We start from the raw sequence: 14,830 nt of genomic DNA on the forward strand, positions 1-14,830 counted from the left end.
TCCAGGAGGAACGATGATTTCACTCGAACAGGCCAAACAGATGGCCAAGCGTCTGCGCGTGTCGCTGCAAGCGCAGAGCCCGCAGCTTTCACATTCAGGCGCGCTGGAGCTGGTGGCGCAGCAGCTGGGTTATAAAGACTGGAACACCGCCGCTGCGTTGTTGCCCCCGGACAGCCCGGCAGCGGCGATCCGCTTCGACAAGCCCATCCCCATTTTGCGCAGTTTCGATGAAACCAAGGCCCGCGAATTCTATTTGGGTTTCCTGGGTTTCAGCGTCGAGTTCGAGCACCGTTTCGAGGCTGACCTGCCGCTGTACCTGGGCATCAGCCGCGATGGCCTGCAGTTGCACCTGTCCGAGCATCACGGTGATGCCAGCCCAGGCGCAACGATCTTCGTGCCCATGCACAATATCGAGCCACTGCGCGACGAGCTGCAGGCCAAGCGCTACGGCTATGGCCGGCCGGATATTGTCGAGCAGGGCTGGGGCAAGGTGCTGGAAGTCTATGACCCGTTTGGCAACCGGATCCGCTTCTGCCAGAGCTGATGAGCCCTGATAGAGCTGTGCTGGCCTCATCGCGGGTCTAGCGTGATGTGGCTCAACGCACGCGCTGGGCGACCCACTGCCGGTACTGGCGGGCGCGCAGCGCATTGCCCAGTTGCTGGCCGATCAGCGCCCACAGCGGCGACACCTGCGGGCGGGGCGCCTTGCCCTGGCTGAGCTTGCGCAGCTGGAACTTGACCAGGGCCATGTTGGCCAGCGATGCCAGCGGCTTGTTCTTCCAGGTGATCGGCGCCAGCGCCGGCGCCGTGCCTTTGCCTTGCTGCCAGGCGCGGGGCAGGTTGGGGTCGATGGCTAGCGCCGTGCCGATGCCGACCATGGCCACGCCACTGTCGACCACCTGCTGGGCCACCGGCAGGCGGCGGATGCCGCCAGTGACCATCAGCGGCATGCTCGCCACCTTCTGCACGTCGCGGGCGAACTCCAGGAAGTAGGCTTCCCGGGCCAGGGTCCGCCCGTCACGGGCTTCACCCTGCATGGCCGGGGCTTCGTAGCTGCCACCGGACAACTCCACCAGGTCGACGCCCAGGCCGTTGAGCAGTTGCACCACCTGACGGGCATCATCGGCACTGAAGCCGCCGCGCTGAAAGTCGGCGGAGTTGAGCTTGACTGCCACGGCAAACTGCGGCGCCACCACCGCGCGCACTGCCTTGACGATTTCCAGCAACAGCCGCGCACGGTTCTCAAGCGAGCCGCCCCAGGCGTCGTTGCGCTTGTTGCTCAGCGGCGAGAGGAACTGGCTCAGCAGGTAGCCATGCGCGGCATGAATCTCCACCCCGGTGAAACCGGCCTGTTCGGCCAGTTGCGCGGTACGGGCAAAGCGTTGGATGACATCGTCGATCACCGCCTCGGTCATCGCCTGGGGTGGGTTGAAGTGCTTCGACAGTTTGCCCATCTCCAGCGCCACCGCCGACGGCGCCCAGGTGGGCTGGCCGAGGTTGGCCGGCATTTGCCGCCCGGGGTGGTTGATCTGCAGCCAGAACTGCGCACCCTGGGCACGGCCGACACTGGCCCAGCGCTTGAACTTGGCCAGTTGCCGGTCATCCTCCAGCACCACGCCGCCCGGGCCGGTCATGGCGCGGCTGTCGACCATCACGTTGCCGCTGATCAACAGGCCGGCGCCACCTTCGGCCCAGGCCTGGTACAAGCGCAGCAATTCTACGGACGGCGCCTGGTCGGCGTCGGCCATGTTCTCTTCCATCGCGGCCTTGGCCAGGCGGTTGGGGATTTCGCTTGCGTTGGGCAATGTCAGCTTGTCGAACACGTTCATGGCAGCACCTCGGTTGATCGTGCTCAAACCATAACTTTAAAGTTAACTTTAATGTCAACAGGCGTTTTCAGCGGGGCGGGCGAGGTGCCAGGGGAGGGCCCTGGCACCATCGCATCAGCTGCGTATGAAGGCCAGCAGGTCGGCGTTGATGATGTCGGCATGGGTGGTGGGCATGCCGTGGGGGTAGCCTTTGTAGGTTTTCAGGGTGCTGTTGCTCAGCAGCCTGGCCGACAGCAGGCCTGAGTTTTCGTAGGGCACGATCTGGTCGTCGTCACCGTGCATTACCAGCACCGGCAGGGTGAGGCGCTTCAAGTCCTCGGTGAAGTCGGTCTGCGAGAAGGCGACGATGCCATCGTAGTGGGCCTTGGCGCTGCCCATCATGCCCTGGCGCCACCAGTTGAGGATCACCCCTTGCGACGGTGTCGCACCGGGGCGGTTGTAGCCGTAGAACGGCCCGGCGGGAATGTCGTGGTAGAACTGCGCGCGGTTGGCCGCCAGCTGCGCCTGCAGGTCGTCGAACACCGACTTGGGCAGGCCGCCGGGGTTACTGGCGGTTTGCACCATCAGCGGCGGCACCGCCGCGAGGATCGCCGCCTTGCTGGCGCGGTCCTGGCCGTGGCGGGCCAGGTAATGGACCACCTCGCCGCCACCGGTGGAGTGCCCGACATGCACCGCGCTGCGTACGCCCAGGTGGTCGACCACTGCCGCCACGTCATCGGCGTAGTGGTCCATGTCGTGGCCATCCCAGACCTGGCTGGAGCGCCCATGGCCGCGGCGGTCGTGGGCGATCACCCGATAACCCTGGGCCAGGAAGAACAGCATCTGCGCATCCCAGTCGTCGCCGCTGAGGGGCCAGCCGTGGTGGAAGAAAATCACCTGGGCATCGCGCGGGCCCCAGTCCTTGTAGAAGATTTCAACGCCGTCTTTGGTTGTGACGAATGCCATGTTCGTTGCTCCTCTGTGATGTGTTTGCTGCGTCCTAGGGTTAAAGTGAGGTTTAAGGTTAATGCCCTGTTGAAGGCGAGCTATGAGAATAGGAGAACTGGCGAAACGCAGCGGCCTGAATGCCTCGCGTATTCGCTTTTACGAGGCCAGCGGCCTGATCAGATCGGTGGCGCGCAAGGCCAACGGCTACCGCGACTACGCCCCGCAAGCGCTGTGGACGCTGCAAATCATCACCAGCGCCCAGGGTGCCGGGTTCAGCCTCGAGGAGATCCGCCAACTGCTGCCGGCCAACGCCGACGGCTGGCAGCATGATGCGCTGCTGGCCGGGCTCAAGCGCAAGGTCGCCGAGATCGAAGTGCTGCAGCAGCAACTGGCGCAGAATCGCGCGCAATTGCTGGTGGCCATCGACAGCATCGAAAACCGCCCCGAAGACCGCACCTGCACCGAAAACGCGCGGATGCTGATGGAGCGGCTGTTGGAACAGGGGTGAGCGGAGCAGGCTTGATCTTAACGTTGACGTTAACCTTGGACCCGCCACAGCGGCCCGCTCAACCAACTGCCGGTGCCGTTGACGCAGGAGCTAGGCCGACGACCGCTTCGCGTTCTCAGGGTTGATGCATTCCCTGTGGGAGCTGGCTTGCCAGCGATGAGGCCGGTACAGCCAGCACATCAGGTGTTGCCTGGATTGCGACCGCTGCGCGCTCGATCGCGGGCAAGGCCCGCTCCCACAGGACTTGCGCCGTTCTCAAGGGCGCTGGCTCGTCAGCAATGTCTCCGGTCCATACACGGCAGCATCATTGCACTGATTGCTGTGCCTTTGGGCTGAAGCCTGCATTGCCGGGCAAGCCTTCGACAAACGCCGCAATCTGCCGACTGCCGCGCAAATGCACCACCGGTACCTGCGGCCCGATGGCCTCGCGCACTGCCTCGATCCCCGGGCGATAACCGCGATCAAAGGTCCAGACGAATTTCAAAAAAGTCAGAAACGCCCGATCGAGCTTTTCGCTACAACCTTCGGGCAGGTCGGGGCGAGGGCGGTTCAACACGCTGCGCTTGATCACCCGCCAAAAGCAGGTCAAGCGCGGTGTATCCAGCCAGATGACCAGGTCAGCGCGCGGCAGGCGCAGGTCAAAGGTACGCCGTGCATAGTTGCCTTCACACACCCAGGTGTCCTGTGCCACCGCCTCGCGCACCCGCGCGCGGTACTGCTCGGCGTCGGGCTCGACCCAGCCAGGCTCCCAGAACAGCCTGTCCAGGTGCACCACCGGCAAGCCCAGGCGTTTACCGAGAACGCGGGCGAGGGTGGACTTACCGCTACCGGCGTTGCCCAAAATGACGATCCGTTGCATGAGGGACTACCTTGTCGAAAAAAGCCGGCGATTGTGCGGGTTTTGCCGGGGCCGTTAAAGAAGGACTGGCGGGGAATCGGGACAACGGTCGAGGCCCGGCCAGTTCAAGGTACCGCCGAAAACACCGAACCCGTGATGCGTTCGCTCAACAGCTCCAGCGCGCGCAGCCCCGCCAGTGAGTTACCCGAAGCGTTCAGTGCTGGTGACCACACACAGATGCTGTAGCGTCCCGGCACAATCGCGACAATACCGCCACCGACACCGCTCTTGCCTGGCAGGCCCACACGGTAGGCAAAGTTGCCTGCCTCGTCATACAGCCCGCTGGTGGCCATGATCGCATTCACTTGTTGTGCTTGGCGTGGGTTGAGCACTTGTTCGCCGCTATGTGGGCAGTAACCGCTGTTGGCCAGGAACGCGAAGCCCCGGGCAACGTCTATGCAGTTCATGGACAAGGCGCAATGGTGGAAGTAGCTGCGTAGCACCGCATCAACATCGTTGTGGAAGTTACCGAACGCCTGCATCAGGTAGGCCATGGCGGCATTGCGTGCGCGGTGCTGGTATTCGGAGTCCGCGACCACAAGGTCGCTGGTAACGCGCGGGTTGCCTGCCAGGCGGCGGACAAAATCACGCATCGAGAGCGCTGGGGTGGCGTAACGGGACTGGTTGATATCGCAGATCACCAGTGCGCCGGCATTGATAAACGGGTTACGCGGCTTGCCTTTTTCCACCTCAAGCTGCACCAGCGAATTGAACGCCTGCCCGGAAGGCTCGTAACCCAACCGCGACCAGATATCTTCGCCGCTGTGGTTGATCGCCTGCACCAGGCTGAACACCTTGGAAATGCTCTGGATCGAGAATGGCGTGTGCGCATCCCCCGCGCAGTGCAATTGACCGTCCAAACCATGCACGGCAATGCCCAGTTGGTTGGGCTCTACCTGGGCCAGGGCGGGGATGTATTGCGCCACCTGGCCCTGGCTGAGCAGGGGACGAACTTGGTCGAGGATCTCTAGCAGTAATGCTTGCATCAGGTGTTGCCTATGGTGCGTTGGTGTCGGATCCCCCCTGGCCAGAGAGGTGTCACTGCCCATCAGGCTGAATGCCATATTTGGGGAAGTTATGACAGACGATCTTCCCCGGCAGCGGGGCACGTTTGCTCGAAAACAACTTGCCCCTGCACACACCCTTGCAACCTCGTAACCTTGCTCAACCACGTCACGCCTGGTTATGAAACGGCCGGCCAACCGAGCGTTTTCTTGCGCGGCAATGGCCCATCTGGCAAGGTTGCCGGCAAAACGCCCACCGATTGACCCGCGGTGCCTCACATCAAAGGGAATTTGACCTGTCGCTGCAATCATCCGTTCGACGTGATCTGTTGATCCTGTGGCTATCCATTGCCGCCGTTGCGCTTGTGCTGGGGTGGTTACTGTTGATACTCAGCCGCCAAGGCGCCGGTCCCCAGATTGCGCATGCGCGCCAACTCACCGCGACCAGTTGCCAGGCGCTGCAAGCGGGGGCGGCACGCGTTCGCCAGCAGCTCCCGCCTGCAGACGATCAGCCCTATCCCATGACCCCGGCTGCGGCACAGGCGGTGCTTGATTTGGCACTGCGCGATCAGCCGGGCATGGAGGGCGGCTTCTGGCGAGCGGATGCGGGCGTGGTGGCCTACGCTTTCCCGACCTACGATGGCACGGGAATCAAGCGTGATCCGCCAAGTGCCGAGCTGGAGCGCATTGCCTCCACGGCCCAGCGTGCGCAGGATTGCGCAGGCCTTGTGGCGGACGTGCGACCGGGTTTACGCGAAGCCGTGGCGTTCGCTGCCTGCCCTGTGCCCACCGATGACCGCCGCCTGATCGCCTGGACCTTGCTGCGCGTGCCGCTGTTGGCCGCAGGCACGGTCAACACCCTGATCCTCGCGGTGAGCCTGCTGCTGGCGCTGGTGGTGGTCTCCGGCGCATGGCTGGGCTGGATGCTTGCGCGTTGGCAGCGCCAGTCGGCCCACCTGCGAGAGCAACTGGCCCAGTCCGAACGTCTGGCGACCTTGGGGCGCGTTTGCGCCGGGCTCGCGCATGAGATTCGCAACCCATTGGGCACGATGCGCATGAAGGCGGAAAACGCGATGGCTGCGCCGGCCGACCGGCGCGAAGCCCGTGTGGTTGGTGCCCTGGAGGCGGTGCTGTCGCAAACGGCACGCCTGGAGGCACTGGTGTCGAGCCTGCTGGCATTGACGCAACCGTTGCGCGCCGAGCGCCAGGCGGTTGACCTGCGGGGATGGCTGGAGGCGCAGCGCAATGCCCATGCCGAGGCGGCGCAAAAGCATGGCGTACGAATCACACTGGCGGTTGAACCGCAGCTGTCCGAAAGCGCGAAGGGGCTGGCGCTGTTCGACCCGACACAAATGGCACGGGTCTTTGACAACCTGCTGCTCAACGCGATGGCGCACACGGGAGAATGCGGTGAGATCGAACTCGGTGCGCAGCGCACGCGCCGTGGCGCATTGCTGTTGTGGGTGGCGGACGATGGTTGCGGTATTCCGGCCGACATGCGCGATACGTTGTTCGAGCCTTTCGCCACTACCCGCGCAGGCGGTACCGGCCTGGGGCTGGCGCTGGTGCGCGAGATCGTGCAGGGACACGGCGGGCGGGTCGGTCTCGCCGAGTCGGCCAAGGGCACGCGCATAGAGATGGAGCTACCGTGGCCCGAATCCTGATTGTCGACGATGACGCCGCGTTCCGTGACAGCCTTGCAGAAGTGCTGCAGGACCTGGGCCATACGGTGCTGCAGGCCCAAAGCACCGATGCGGGCCTGCACAGGCTGCGCACCGAGGCCGTGGATGCGGCCATCGTCGACCTGCGGCTGCCGGGAGAGGATGGCCTGGTGTTCCTGCGCCGTGCGGCGCGCCTCTCGCAGGTCCCTTGCATCATGCTCACCGCCTATGCGAGCGGTGGCAACACCATCGAGGCGATGAGCCTGGGCGCGTTCGACCATCTGACCAAGCCCGTGACCAGGGTCGCCCTGGTCGAAACGCTCGAGCGGGCCTTGCGTCAAGCAGCCCCCAGCCCAGACCGGCCTCAGGCGGCCGGGGCATCGCCCGGCGCAAGAGAACCTGTGGATGGCCGTGAACTGGTCAGCGCCAGCGAGGCCATGCGCCAGGTCTTCAAGCACATCGGGCTGGCTGCGAACTCCGATGCCACCGCCTTGATCCTCGGCGAGACGGGCACGGGCAAGGAACTGGTGGCGCGCGCTTTGCATCGCAACAGCGCTAGAGCCAGCGGCCCCTTCGTCGCAGTGAACTGCGCTGCGATCCCGGCTGAACTGATGGAAAGCGAGCTGTTCGGTCATGTCAAAGGCGCGTTCACCGGTGCCGTCCACGAACGCACCGGACGCTTTCGCGAGGCCGATGGCGGCACCCTGTTCCTTGACGAGATCGGCGACATGCCGCTGCCCACACAGGCGAAGATTCTGCGGGTGCTGCAGGAGCGCGAGATCACCCCCGTGGGCGCCAACCGCGTCCAGCCGGTGGACGTGCGCATCGTCGTGGCCACGCACCGGGACCTGCCCGCCGCGGTCAAGGAGGGGCGCTTCCGGGAAGACCTGTGGTACCGCCTGCAGGTGGTGCCGCTGTGGCTGCCGCCGCTGCGTGAGCGGCTGGGCGACGTGCTGCTGCTGGCCGAGCACTTTCTACGCCTGTTGGGCGGCGACTCGCCCAAGCGCTTGAGTGCAGCGGCCGCCCGGCTGCTGCTGGCCCACCCCTGGCCCGGCAACGTGCGCGAACTGCGCAACGCCATGGAACGCGCGGCCATCCTCAGCCACGGCGCGGTCATCGATGTCGAACACATCGGCTTGCAGGCAGTGGCGGCGCCCACCCCGGGCCTGGACATCGACTGGGAGGGACCTATGGCACAAGCCGTTGCCCACCTGGAGCGCGAGATGACTGTGCGAGCCCTGGCTGCGACGGCCGGTAACCGCGCGGAGGCGGCGCGGCGTCTCGGTCTGTCTCGCCAACAGCTCTACCGCAAGCTGGCCGAGTTTGGGCTGGACTGACCCCAGCGCAGGCCAGCCGGTGTCCGATTCTGTGACACTCGGGCGTCACGGGATCGGACGGCGCATGGCTCGTTATTTATGTAAGCAGTTGAATTTGTTGTAAATATTGTTAGGCATGGTGCTTGCACTACAGGTTGGGTGTTGTTTCCCAAGCCAAGGAGCTTCTCCAATGTCTACGTATTTCATCGCCACGTCTGCTGCGCTGGTATTCGGCCTGTGCAGCCTCAGCGCACAGGCCATGGCGCCCGACCCAGCCGCTCATCTGCCTGCGACATCGCATCAAGGCATGGCCGCCCCTGGCCTGATGGGCCAGTACGTGGTGGAAGGCCAGGTCCAGCGGATGCTCATCAATCCCTACGGTGAGGTCGACGGCCTGCGCCTGAGCGACGGAACCATTGTCAAGTTCGCGCCGCACATGGCCGATGCGCTCACTGCGGCGGTCCAGGTGGGGGACGCCGTGCGCATCATCGGACGGGCGCAAGCGCGGGGCACGGTCAAGGCCGACGCCATCGTCCACACCGCCAGCGGGCGCACCGTGTACGACCAGCCGCCGCCGGTCGGCGAAGGCCGAGTCCTGCCACCCCACCTGCGCGCCCAGCGCCTGCAGCCCCAGCAGGTGGAAGGCCAGGTGGAGGCCGTGCTCACCGGTCCGCGGGGCGAGGCCAACGGCGTCATCCTCAGCGATGGCAGCATCGTTCGTTTCCCGCCAGAAAGCCTGCGCCTGTCGGTGCAGACGGGGGCGCCGTTCGCGGCATCCGGGCTGGGCACGCGCAATGTGTTTGGCACCGCGTTGGAAGCCGTCAGCATGGGCACCTCGCTGTCCACCCTGGAGCCGCTCTACGACCGTGCGCAGTAAGGATGTGACGATGGCAACGCCTTCCATAACCCCGACGCACGCCGGCTCGCGGAGCTGGCTGTCCGGCCTGAACTTCTTCCTGGCCGACGTCCGTGACGGCCTGGGGCCCTTCCTCGGTGTGCTTCTGGCCAGTCAAGGCTGGCGAGCCGATGATATCGGCTACGTGATGGCCATCGGCGGCGTCGCAGGCATGCTGGCGACCACGCCGATGGGAGCCTGGATCGACGCTTCGCGCTACAAGCGACTTCTACTGGCAAGTGCCACCGTCATGCTCATGCTCGCCACGGCGGCGCTATGGACGGCAGCGTCGTTCGGCGTCGTGGTCGCCTCTCAGCTGGTGACCGGTGCCGTGGGGGCGTTGATGGGCGCCGGCATCATGGGTATTACCTTGGGCATCGTGGATCAGAGGGACCTGTCTCGGCAGCTTGGCATCAACGAGGCCTGGAACCATGCCGGCAACGTGGTCGCGGCTGCATTGGCCGGGCTGGCAGGCTACCGCTGGGGGCTGTCAGCCGTATTCGTGTTGATGGCCCTGATGGCGTGCGCGGCGCTTGCTTGCTTGTGCAAGATCCATCCGCAGGACATCAATCATGAGCGGGCCCGTGGCGCAGACCTCACTTGCAACCAGCCTGCGCAAGGTGGCGGTCCTGCGCCTTCCATGCTGCGGATTTTGACGGACTCGCGCGAGCTGGGCCTGCTTGCGATCACGATGCTGCTGTTCCACCTGGGCAATGCCGCGATGCTGCCCTTGTTTGCGCAGTCGAACGTCACGCGCGGGCTGGCGGACCCCAGCGTGTTCACGGCATCGACCGTCATCGTCGCGCAGCTGGTGATGGTTCCTGTGGCGCTTTGGGCTGGATGGTATGCCTCTCGGCACGGGTATCGGCTACTGATCATTACCGCCCTGTTGGCTTTACCCTTGCGAGGGCTGATCGCCGGTTTCTGGGCGTCCCCATGGGCGCTGCTTCCGGTACAGGCCCTTGACGGAATCGGGGCGGGCCTGCTGGGTGTCGCCTTGCCCGGGCTTGTCGCTTGCATCCTGCGCGGCACTGGACACGTCAATGCAGGGCTTGGTGCCGTGATGGCAATCCAAGGGGTAGGCGCGGCCATGAGTCACGCACTCGCCGGTTGGATCGCGCATGGTTTCGGCTATAGCGCAGCCTTCGTCGCGCTGGGCATTGTGGCCGCAAGCGGACTACTCACCTATCACGTTGGCATCGTCACCCAACCTGCTCGCCGACTTGGCCAAGGTACCGGCGCGGATCGGTAGACACCGGCCTGTCGCTGCCCATCCCTCAAAAAAACTGCACCCACCCCTCACTTTTTTGAATTACCACCCCTCACCGCAACCCCGGCAAAATCCCCCCGACGCAACACTCAAAAAATTCCATCTCCACGGACGGAGCCCATTGGTATTGCCCCTCGCAATACTCAGCCCAGCCACGTTGGCCGGGCTTTTTTTACTGCCCAGGTGCCCGATTTACCCATGTCTACCCGCGGTCTGAACAACTGGTTCAGCCGGCTGCTGCCGGCCCCTCTGAACATCCCCCCGAAAGAATGGCTACGCGCAGGCGTCGGCGCGCTGCTCGGTCTGTTTCTTGCTGGTTTCGTCTGTAGCCTGGCCTTTGGCCCGACGGTGGCGCTGCACTTGCTCGGGCCGTTGGCGGCCTCGGCGGTGCTGCTGTTTGCTGTGCACTCCGGCGCGCTGGCGCAGCCCTGGCCCTTTGTTGGCAGTTATGCCAGCGCGACGGCGGTGGGGCTGGTGTTGCATCACTGTTTTGGCTCGGCCTTGTGGGTCGCGGCACTGGCCCTTGGCGTGGCGATTTTGCTGATGTGCCTGCTGCGCTGCCTGCACCCGCCGGGGGGCGGGGTGGCGGTGAGCGTGGTGCTGGCGGACTCATCACTGGCGGCAATGGGCGACCAGGTGTTCGAGCCGATCATGCTCAATGCCCTGGTACTGGTGGCCGTGGCGGTGATCTACAACCGCCTGACCGGCGTGCGCTACCCGAAAACCGCCACGCCGCGCAAAGACCTGCACCACACCGCCGATGTGTTGCCGGGTGAGCGGGTCGGGGTCAGTGGCGAGGACCTCGACCAGGCGCTGGAAGAGCTCGGCGAGTTTGTCGACGTCACCCGCGATGAGCTCGAACGCATCATCATGGCCACCGAGCAACACGCGCTCAAGCGCAGCCTCGGTGGCATTACCGCCGCCTCGGTGATGTCGCGGGATGTGCAGTTGGCGACCCCGCAGACCACCCTGCAGCAGGCCTGGCAGTTGTTGTCGAGCCACCACTTGCACACCTTGCCGGTACTGGATGAGGCGCGGCGTTTGGTGGGGATTGTCAGCTTGAGCGACCTGGTCGGGCCGGCCATGGCCGAGGGGCGTTTCAGCTGGCGCGGGTTGTTTGGGCACAGGCCTCAGGTGCTGCTGGAGCAGATCATGAGCCGGCCGGTGATTACCGTGCGCAGTGACGAGCCCGCGGTGGCGCTGATTCCGTTGCTCAGTGAGCAGGGGCTGCATTGCTTGCCGGTGATGCAAGGGGAGGCGCTGGTGGGGGTGATCACCCAGACCGATTTGATTGCCGGGCTCAAGCGCCAGTTGCTCAGTGAAGCGACGCGCTCAGATCACAGGATCCCAGCGCTGTGACCAGTCACTCTCACCGGCCACCACTTCGCGCAGCACCCTGAACGCCTGCTGCAACGCCTCGCTGTCGCGCTCGCGGGCATACACCAGGTAGGTGGGGTAGGTGAACTCCGGCGCTTGCGGCACACGTTCGAATACGCCGCTGTCCAGGTACGCCTGCACCACGCGGGTACGGAAGTAGCCGCTGCCACCGTGTTCGAGGATGTACTGCAGCGCCAGCGGCCCGAGGTTGAAGCTCAGCGCCGGGCGCGCGCATTCGGGCAGGGCGGCGTCGTGGCGGCGGCGGAAGGCCTGGCCCCAGTCGATGTATACGTAAGGTTCGGGCTGGTCTTTGCGGCGGATGCGGATCAGTTTTTCTTCCATCAGTTGTTCCACCTGCAGGCCCGGACCGTAGGTGGGCTGGTAGACCAGCACGGCGTCGAGCACGCCCATTTCCACTTTGTGCAGCAAGGACTCGCCGTCGCTGACTTCGCTGCGAATGGCATGGCCGGGCATTTCCCGGTGCAGGGCGCTGACCCAGCCGAGCACCAGCGGGTTGCCCAGGCTGACTTCGCCGCCGATGTGCAGCACCTGGTGGCAGCCCTCGGGCAAGGGCAGGTCGCGGCGTGCGGCCTCCCAGGTTTGCACCAGCTGATTGGCGTAAACCACGAAGGCTTCGCCGTCGGCGGTGAGGCTGGCGCCGCTGCGGCTGCGGATGAACAGCTGGCAGGCCAGTTGCTGTTCGAGCTTTTGTACCCGGGCGGTGATAGCCGTCTGGGTGACGTGCAGGCGTTCGGCGGCGGACACCAGGCTGCCGCTGCGAACGATTTCAAGGAAGGTGCGGGCCAGCTCGATATCCATTGGGGGGCAGCCTGTTTTTGCGGTGGGCTATTGTAGTGGCTTTGCACCGCAATGGGGCAGGGGAAGAGGTGGTGCAGATCGATGACCTTTGGTCGCCTCAGGCGATAGGCCTGTCGATTGCGCGCCTGCCTGATCGACCACCCTGTACCCCACTCATGCAGGAGTTCAGCCCATGTCCTATGTCGACGGTTTTGTCCTCGCAGTGCCCACCGCCAACCGCGAAGCCTTCAAAAAACACGCCGAAGAGGCCGCCGTGGTGTTCAAGGAATGCGGTGCGCTGAAGGTGATCGAGTGCTGGGGCGATGATGTTCCCGAGGGCAAGCTCACCTCGTTCCCCATGGCCGTGAAACTCAAGGACGACGAGACGGTGGTGTTTTCCTGGGTCCTCTGGCCGTCACGCGAAGTGCGCGATGCGGGGATGCAGAAGATGATGCAGGACCCGCGCTTGCAGCCTGAGCAGAACCCGATGCCGTTTGATGGTAAGCGGGTGATTTTTGGTGGATTCAGGATTCTTGTGGATGTCTGAGAGCGTTGGGGCTGCGTTGCAGCCCATCGCCGGTAAGGCCGGCTCCCACAGGGATCTGTGTATGCCGACCCTGTGGGCGCTTATTGCTTAAACCTTGAAGCGTGCCACCAGTGCCGTCAGTTGCCCGGCCAGCCCCGCCAACGCCTGGCTGGCTTCGCTGGTCTGTTGCGCCCCGGTCGCCGAGCGGGTCGACAGTTCGCGGATGTTCAGCAAATTGCGATCCACCTCGCGCGCCACTTGCGCCTGTTCCTCGGCGGCGCTGGCAATCACCAGGTTGCGCTCGTTGATCTCGCCAATGGCGCTGTAGATCCCTTCCAGTACCTGCCCTGAGGCCTGGGTAATACCCAAGGTCGACTGCGCCCGCTGGGTGCTGGCCTGCATCGACGTCACTGCCGCTTCGGTACCGTGCTGCACGCGGCCAATCATCTGCTCGATTTCCTGGGTCGATTGCTGCGTGCGGTAGGCGAGGGTGCGCACTTCGTCGGCGACCACGGCAAAGCCGCGCCCGGCTTCCCCGGCACGGGCCGCTTCGATGGCGGCATTGAGCGCCAGCAGGTTGGTTTGTTCGGACACCGAGCGAATCACTTCCAGCACCTGGCCGATGTCGCGAATCTGCCCGGCCAGTTGCTCCAGGTGCGCGCTGCTGGTCTGCACCTCTCGGGCCATGGCCTGAGTGCCGTCGAGGTTGTCGCTGACCTGGCGGCGGCTTTGTTCGGCCAGTTCGTTGGAGGCGCTGGCCGCTTGCGAGGTGGACACGGCGTTGCGCGCGACTTCCTCCACGGCCGTGGTCATTTCGGTGACGGCGGTGGCGGCCTGTTCCAGCTCCTGGTCTTGCTGGCGCAGGCTGTGCGAGCTCTGTTCGGTAATGCCATTGAGTGCACCGGCAGCCTCGGCCAGTTGCCTGGCACAGCCGGTGATCTGCCCCAGGGTGTCGCGCTGGCTGTGCTGCATACGCTGCAGTTCGCTGAACAGCTGGCCGATCTCGTTGCTGCTGTGCACCGTCACCGGCACGCTCAAATCGCCATTGGCAATACGCTGGAAGTGCTGGCCGGCCTCGCGTAGCGGACGCAGTACACGCTGGGCGATAAAGCTCCAGCACAGGGCGGCGAGCAGCAAGGTCAGCAGCCCCAGCGCCACGCTCAGCACCTGGGCGCTGCTCAGGCGCCGGTCGGATTCGAGCATGATCTGCTGGCTGCGCTCGTTCAGCGCCGCCACCAGTTGTTGGCGCAGCGCCTGCAAGCGGCCCATGGCGTTGCCAGCGTCGGTGTTGACGTTGAAGTACTGCTGCAGGTCGTTCTGGCGGGTGGCTTCACGCTGCCCGGCCACCGCCTTGGCGTATTCGCCAAAGGTGCTTTGCAGCGCCACGGTCAGGGATTTGAGCGTCGGTTCTTGGGCGTTGCTGACCAACTCATTGATCAACTGCGCGCTGTTGCCCAGCAGTTCTTCCGAGAGCTTCAGGCGTTTGTTGGCACTCTCGCTGTGGCCGCCGGTCTGTTCGATAAAGCCCGAGGACACGTTGGCGCTGGCGCGGATCGCCATCAGCAGGGCGTTGTTCAGGCGGTCCGACTGGTGCGCGGTCTGGTCCAGTTCGCTGATCTGCTGGTCGCTACCCACCGCCGCGCGCCAGGCGCTGACGGTGGAAAACAGCAAGGTCAGGCTGAACAGCGACAGCACCCAGAACATACCGGTGCGGATTTTCAGGTCGGCGAACATGCGGGCAGTACTCCTTTAGTTGTTATCAGCCCCACGCGTTGCCGCTGTAACGGCGGTGGGTGGGTCTGCTATCGGAGTGGTTGCTGG

At 64.6% G+C, this 14,830-nt stretch carries 14 protein-coding genes; 8 read left to right on the plus strand and 6 right to left on the minus strand.

Annotated elements, in window-relative coordinates; translation table 11 throughout:
• Positions 1-13 precede the first annotated feature (13 nt).
• A complete protein-coding gene (locus BV82_RS11395) occupies positions 14-544 on the plus strand; it encodes a glyoxalase superfamily protein (RefSeq protein ID WP_036996071.1) in 531 nt (176 codons plus the stop codon).
• Positions 545-596: 52 nt separating this feature from the next.
• On the opposite strand, the gene BV82_RS11400 is transcribed toward BV82_RS11395, so the two are convergent.
• Together BV82_RS11400 and BV82_RS11405 are read right to left on the minus strand one after the other, a co-directional pair.
• A complete protein-coding gene (locus tag BV82_RS11400) occupies positions 597-1,829 on the minus strand; it encodes an NADH:flavin oxidoreductase/NADH oxidase family protein (RefSeq protein ID WP_036996070.1) in 1,233 nt (410 codons plus the stop codon).
• A 114-nt stretch (positions 1,830-1,943) separates the two neighbouring features.
• Positions 1,944-2,774 (minus strand): alpha/beta fold hydrolase, encoded by an 831-nt coding sequence (locus tag BV82_RS11405; protein ID WP_036996069.1) that lies wholly within the window; start codon positions 2,772-2,774, stop codon positions 1,944-1,946.
• 82 nt (positions 2,775-2,856) lie between these two features.
• On the opposite strand from BV82_RS11405, the gene BV82_RS11410 reads away from it, so the two are divergent.
• Positions 2,857-3,264 carry a MerR family transcriptional regulator gene (locus tag BV82_RS11410; protein ID WP_036996067.1) on the plus strand — a complete coding sequence of 136 codons (408 nt, stop codon included), beginning with the start codon at positions 2,857-2,859 and terminating at the stop codon, positions 3,262-3,264.
• 304 nt (positions 3,265-3,568) lie between these two features.
• On the opposite strand, the gene BV82_RS11415 is transcribed toward BV82_RS11410, so the two are convergent.
• Together BV82_RS11415 and glsB are read right to left on the minus strand one after the other, a co-directional pair.
• The gene (locus BV82_RS11415; RefSeq protein WP_010225640.1) at positions 3,569-4,123 is read right to left on the minus strand and encodes an AAA family ATPase; all 555 of its coding nucleotides are present in this window, start codon (positions 4,121-4,123) and stop codon (positions 3,569-3,571) included.
• 104 nt (positions 4,124-4,227) lie between these two features.
• Complete coding sequence (glsB, locus tag BV82_RS11420; protein WP_010225642.1) at positions 4,228-5,148, minus strand: glutaminase B; 921 nt, start codon at positions 5,146-5,148, stop codon at positions 4,228-4,230.
• A gap of 278 nt (positions 5,149-5,426) precedes the next feature.
• Between glsB and BV82_RS11425 the strand changes: the two genes are divergently transcribed.
• From BV82_RS11425 to BV82_RS11445, 5 genes are all read left to right on the plus strand, one after another.
• Positions 5,427-6,830, plus strand: a complete 1,404-nt coding sequence (locus tag BV82_RS11425) for an ATP-binding protein (RefSeq protein ID WP_244993539.1) — start codon at positions 5,427-5,429, stop codon at positions 6,828-6,830.
• Complete coding sequence (locus tag BV82_RS11430; RefSeq protein WP_036996062.1) at positions 6,815-8,164, plus strand: sigma-54-dependent transcriptional regulator; 1,350 nt, start codon at positions 6,815-6,817, stop codon at positions 8,162-8,164. Before BV82_RS11425 ends, BV82_RS11430 begins: the two co-directional genes overlap by 16 nt.
• A 169-nt stretch (positions 8,165-8,333) precedes the next feature.
• Entirely contained in the window at positions 8,334-9,020 is a 687-nt protein-coding gene (locus BV82_RS11435; protein ID WP_036996060.1) for a hypothetical protein, read from the plus strand.
• 10 nt (positions 9,021-9,030) lie between these two features.
• Complete coding sequence (locus BV82_RS11440; protein ID WP_036996059.1) at positions 9,031-10,290, plus strand: MFS transporter; 1,260 nt, start codon at positions 9,031-9,033, stop codon at positions 10,288-10,290.
• A gap of 216 nt (positions 10,291-10,506) precedes the next feature.
• Positions 10,507-11,667, plus strand: a complete 1,161-nt coding sequence (locus tag BV82_RS11445) for an HPP family protein (RefSeq protein ID WP_036996058.1) — start codon at positions 10,507-10,509, stop codon at positions 11,665-11,667.
• Here the strand turns inward: BV82_RS11445 and BV82_RS11450 are convergent.
• Complete coding sequence (locus BV82_RS11450) at positions 11,641-12,504, minus strand: LysR family transcriptional regulator (protein ID WP_010225649.1); 864 nt, start codon at positions 12,502-12,504, stop codon at positions 11,641-11,643. The two genes, BV82_RS11445 and BV82_RS11450, sit on opposite strands and share 27 nt — an antisense overlap.
• Before the next feature lie 172 nt (positions 12,505-12,676).
• Between BV82_RS11450 and BV82_RS11455 the strand changes: the two genes are divergently transcribed.
• Complete coding sequence (locus tag BV82_RS11455; RefSeq protein WP_010225651.1) at positions 12,677-13,030, plus strand: DUF1428 domain-containing protein; 354 nt, start codon at positions 12,677-12,679, stop codon at positions 13,028-13,030.
• An 87-nt stretch (positions 13,031-13,117) separates the two neighbouring features.
• On the opposite strand, the gene BV82_RS11460 is transcribed toward BV82_RS11455, so the two are convergent.
• Positions 13,118-14,743 (minus strand): methyl-accepting chemotaxis protein, encoded by a 1,626-nt coding sequence (locus BV82_RS11460; protein ID WP_036996057.1) that lies wholly within the window; start codon positions 14,741-14,743, stop codon positions 13,118-13,120.
• Between the last annotated feature and the right edge of the window lie 87 nt (positions 14,744-14,830).

It is taken from the genome of Pseudomonas donghuensis (assembly GCF_000696345.2).
Lineage (GTDB): Bacteria > Pseudomonadota > Gammaproteobacteria > Pseudomonadales > Pseudomonadaceae > Aquipseudomonas > Aquipseudomonas donghuensis.